The sequence below is a fragment of the Streptomyces torulosus genome, from assembly GCF_001419765.1.
Taxonomy (GTDB): domain Bacteria; phylum Actinomycetota; class Actinomycetes; order Streptomycetales; family Streptomycetaceae; genus Streptomyces; species Streptomyces torulosus.
In genome coordinates this window covers 1-4,510 of record NZ_LIRK01000966.1, presented here as the reverse complement: position 1 = coordinate 4,510, position 4,510 = coordinate 1, and the positions used below count along the sequence as shown (strand labels likewise).

Sequence of the window (4,510 nt, the reverse complement as noted above, 5' to 3'; positions counted from 1 at the left end):
GACCACGTGACCGAACACGTGGTCCACGGTGTCCTCCCGGGGGGCCGCGTCCGCGGCCGGTGCGCCCGGTTCCGTCATCCGTCTCTCCCGTGCTCGTGTCCGTCCGCGGCCGCCGGCCACGGTTTCGTCCCGGCGGACGGCGGCTACAGCTGCCCGGCGACGAAGTCCGCCATGGCGCCCACGGTCTTGAGGGTGCCGAGGATGTCGTCGGGGATCTTCACGGAGAACTTCTCCTCCACCCGCACCCCGAGCTCGACGAGCTCCAGCGAGTCGATGTCGAGGTCCTCCTGGAAGCTCTTCTCCGGGGCGATGTCGCTCACGTCGATCTGCGACAGGTCCGCGATGACGAGGGCGAGGTCGTCGAGGACGGCGGCGTTGGTCATGGTTGTCTCCTCGGTGTCGGGTTGTGCGGTTGCGGTGCGTGGCCGTCCGCGGTGGGCGGCCGACCGGATGGGTAGGGTCCGTGGGTCCGTGGGTCCGTGGGTCAGTCGAGCGCGCGCAGTTCGCCGCGCAGATAGTGGTCGCGGCACAGGCCCCGCTTGACCTTGCGGCTGCTGGTGCGGGGGATCTCGCCCCAGGGGATCAGCACGACGTCGCTGACCGGGACGCCGTGCCCGTCGGCGACCGCGCGCCGCACCTCGGCGCCGACGGCGTCGAGATCGCCGACGCGCCGCCGGATCTCCGCGACGGCGACGACGCGTTCGCCGTCCTCGCCGTCGACGGCGAAGACCGCGACGCCGCCGGTGCCCAGGTCGTGGCCGTCCAGGGCGGCCTGGACGGTGGTCTCCAGGTCGGCCGGGTCGTGGTTCCGGCCGTCGATGATGATCAGGTCCTTCAGCCGGCCGGCGATGAACAGCCGCTCCCGGTGGAAGAACCCCATGTCGCCGGTGCGCAGCCACTCCCCCATCACGGGCCGGCCGTCGCGTCCGGCGCAGCGGGCGTTGAAGACCTCCTCGGTGCGCTGGGGCCGGCGCCAGTAGCCGTCGGCCACGTTGGGCCCCTGCACCCAGATCTCGCCGACGCGGTCCGGTTCGGTCTCCTGCCAGGTCTCCGGGTCGACGATCCGGATGTGGATGCCGGTGAGGGGGACCCCGCAGGCCACCATCTGCCGGGCCGAGGGATCGTCGTCGGGGCAGGTCTCGACCTTGCCGTCGGCGAGGGCCTCCCGGTGGAAGGAGTACACGAGGTCCGGCTGCATGGTGGGCGGCGGGGCGGTGACGGCGAGGGTGGCCTCGGCCAGCCCGTAGGCGGGGCTGTCCAGCTGGGGCGGCAGACCGCACTCGGCGAAGGCCCGGTTGAAGCGGTCCATGCTGTGCGGGCGGACGACCTCGCTGCCGTTGACGAGCCCTTCGAGGCAGCTGAGGTCGAGGTGCTTCTTCTGGGCGTCGGTGATCCGGTCGACGCACAGGTCGTAGGCGAAGTTGGGGCCCCCGGTCCACACCGCGCGGAAGTCGCTGATCAGCTTGAGCCAGCGGTACGGCGACTGGATGAAGTCCGAGGGGCTCAGATGCACCGAGTGCACGCCCTGGACCAGCGGCAGGGCCAGGCCCATGACGAGCCCCATGTCGTGGAAGAACGGCACCCAGCTGGCGACGACGCGACCGGGCGCGAGATAGGTGGAGGCCCGCGCGATCTGCCGGCAGTTGGCGATGAGGTTGCCGTGGGTGACGCGCACCCCGCTGGGGGTGCCGGTGGAGCCGGAGGTGTACTGGAGGTACGCCAGGGTGTCGGCCGTGAGCACGGGTTCCCGCCAGTCGGCGGCGTCCTCCTCGGCGAGTTCGTCGATGATCAGCACCCGGCGGTCGCCGCCGCCGGGCCCGAGCGCGGCGGTGACCCGGTCGGCGGCGCCCGCCGTGGTCAGCACCAGCGCCGGGTCGGAGTCCAGCAGGACGGCGTCGATACGGCTGCGGGAGCGGCGTACGTCGGGGGCGGGCAGCGGCACCGCGACGAGCCCGGCGTACAGGCAGCCGAGGAAGCCGAGGATGTAGCTGATCTCGTGCGGGCACACCAGGGCGACGCGTGCGCCCGGCGGGGCGGTCTTCTGGAGGGCGGCGGCCACGGCACGGGCCTTGCGGTCCAGTTCCTCGTAGGTGACGGTCCGGATGACGCCGGCGTAGTCCTCCGTGTAGTCGGCGAACGAGACGGCGGGGTCGTCCCCGGCGGCGTGGGCGTGGGCCCGGACGGCGGTGACCAGCCCGCCGGTCCGCAGGTCCAGGGCGGCCGGGTGGGTGTCGGTCGGCACGGGATGGGCTCCTCTCGGTTCCCGTACGGGTGCTCGGGTCAGTGCTTCTGGAGGACGCGGAGCATCTCCCGGTCCAGGAGGTGGCCGTGCCAGTCGTCGTAGGCGACGTCGCCGCGGCCGGAGTCGAGCACGCCGAACGGGCCGCGCAGATTCCACAGGGCCCAGCCGACGCCGTGGTCGGTGAGCAGCCCGAGCATGTCGTCGAGCCAGGGCAGCACCACCTGGTGCGGCACCGTGTTGTGGGCGCCGGTCTCCCCGGCGTGCACGCCGACCCCGGCGTCGGCGACGTCGAACCACGGCTTCAGGGACGCCGCCAGCTCGTCGCGGCCGTAGGGGCCGCCCTTGATGCCGCGGTCCCGCATCATCCGCGCGGCGCTCTCCTGGGCCTCCGGCGGCACGGGCAGTTCGGCGGGCACGGGCGGCAGGTCCATCGGCCAGGTCGGCACCGGGTCCATGGCGCGCAGCTGTTCCGGGGCGTGCTCGCAGCGGTAGTGGGACAGGGCGAGCGGGGCGAAGGAGTGCAGGCTCTGGGCGACCCCGCGGGTGGCGCACCAGTCGGCGGAGACCGGGGTGTACGCCCAGTCGAGGCCCTCGACGAGGAGCAGCCGCTCGGGGTCCTTGGCACGGATCGCGTCGATCGCCGCGGCGTACACGGCGAGGATGTGGTCGTCGGTGAGGCCGGGGACGAGGGAGGCCGCGGGCGGCTCGTTGACCAGGTCGAAGCTGAGCCGTGTCGAGGGGATGCCCCGGTAGCGTTCGGCGAGGACCTCCCACAGGTGGACGAACAGATCACGGGAGCCGAAGGGGTCGTCGACCCATAGCGAGCCCGGCTCGGGCTCGTTGTAGGGGTAGCCGAAGTTGGTGTGGCCGGGGGCCCGCCACAGGTTCAGCTGGACGTGGACGTCGTAGGTCCGCCCGAGCTCCACGACCCGGTCGAGGATCGCGAGCCGTTCCTCGGGGTAGGTGCGGCGCTCGGCGTCCGCGATGAAGAACAGGTACGAGAACGGCACCCGGACGTAGTCGAAGCCCCAGTCGCGGATCCAGCGGAAGTCGTCCTCGCTGATCCGGTGGTCGTCCATGGGCATCATCTCGCCCCAGCGGGAGCTGGTGGAGAACATCTGGTGCAGGTTGAACCCGCGCCAGCGGGGCAGCGGTACCCGGCTCGTGGGCATGGCGTCTCTCCTCGTGTCGTCTCGTGCTCAGTAACCGGCGGCCCGGATTCCCAGGGGCACGTCGGTGTCGGGTACGGGCACCCTGAGGACGGAGAACCGCCCCTTGAGGGCGTGCTCCGCGGCCCGGCCCATGGCCTCGTCCAGCGCGGTCGCGTCGTGGACGGCGGTCCCCCAGCCGCCGAAGACCTCGGCGGTGTGCTCGGCGGGGGCGGCGGCCTCCCAGGCCGTGGAGACGTGCGGGCCGGTGGGGTCGGCGGCCCGCAGCCGCCGGGGCCAGCCGAAGCCCTGGTTGTCGAGGACCACGGTGATCACGCCGAGGTCGAGGCGGCGCAGGACGTCCAGGGCGCCGACGCTCATCCGGAAGGCGCTGTCGCCGGTGACGAGCAGGGTGGGCCGGTCGGGGCGGGCCAGCGCGGCGCCGACGGCGGCGCCGAGGCCGAAGCCCATCATCGTCTGCTCGCCGGGGCAGACGACGGTGGTGTCGGGGCCGAGCCGGAGCAGCGGGAAGTGGTAGGTCCAGATGTCGTGCAGTCCGTTCTCCTGGACCAGGGTGATGCGGGTGCCGAGCTCCCGCTGCGCGGCGCGCAGCACGGCACGGACCGGGGAGTCGGCGAAGTCGGCGGTGGTGTGCTGGAACTGGGCGGCGCGGACCCGTTCCTGACGGCCCGTCCAGTCGGGGTCGGGTCGGGGCGGGTCGGCGGCGAGGCGGTCGGTGAGGGCGTCGATCGTCAGGCCGACGTCGCCGAGGAGGGGCTGTGCCACCGGGCCGGCCTCGGAGAAGGCGGCCGGGCGGGTGTCGGCCCGGATGACGTGGGCGTGGCGCCAGGACCGCCAGCCCATGCGGGCGGTCTCCTCCATACGGCTGCCGAGGACGAGCAGGGTGTCGGCGTCGTCGAGGAGTTCGTGGGCGGGCGGGGTGGTGTAGAGGCCGACGAGGCCGTGGGCCCTGCGGTGGTGTTCGTCGAGGGCGCCGCGGCCGGAGGCCGTGGTGAACACGGGGCTGCCCAGCAGTTCGGCGAGGGTGCCGAGCCGGCCGGCGTCGGTCCAGCGGGTGCCGCCGCCCGCGACGACGACGGGGCGGCGGCACCCGCTGGAC

4 protein-coding genes are annotated in these 4,510 nt (G+C 73.2%); all 4 read right to left on the bottom strand.

Annotation, left to right across the window (positions count from 1 at the left end; genetic code table 11):
* Positions 1-143: 143 nt before the first annotated feature.
* Positions 144-383 (bottom strand): acyl carrier protein, encoded by a 240-nt coding sequence (locus AOK23_RS43155; protein WP_055717819.1) that lies wholly within the window; start codon positions 381-383, stop codon positions 144-146.
* Between the two features lie 101 nt (positions 384-484).
* Positions 485-2,242 (bottom strand): fatty acyl-AMP ligase, encoded by a 1,758-nt coding sequence (locus AOK23_RS43150; RefSeq protein ID WP_055717818.1) that lies wholly within the window; start codon positions 2,240-2,242, stop codon positions 485-487.
* Between the two features lie 38 nt (positions 2,243-2,280).
* Complete coding sequence (locus AOK23_RS43145; RefSeq protein ID WP_055717817.1) at positions 2,281-3,414, bottom strand: glycoside hydrolase family 5 protein; 1,134 nt, start codon at positions 3,412-3,414, stop codon at positions 2,281-2,283.
* Positions 3,415-3,441: 27 nt separating this feature from the next.
* Positions 3,442-4,510: thiamine pyrophosphate-dependent enzyme (locus tag AOK23_RS43140; protein WP_169800400.1), on the bottom strand; the 1,069-nt coding region annotated here is incomplete at its 5' end.

Excerpts from the sequence above, each read along its gene's own strand:
- AOK23_RS43145 (WP_055717817.1), bottom strand. The coding sequence starts at position 3,414 with ATGCCCACGAGCCGGGTACCGCTGCCCCGCTGGCGCGGGTTCAACCTG.
- AOK23_RS43155 (WP_055717819.1), bottom strand. The coding sequence starts at position 383 with ATGACCAACGCCGCCGTCCTCGACGACCTCGCCCTCGTCATCGCGGAC.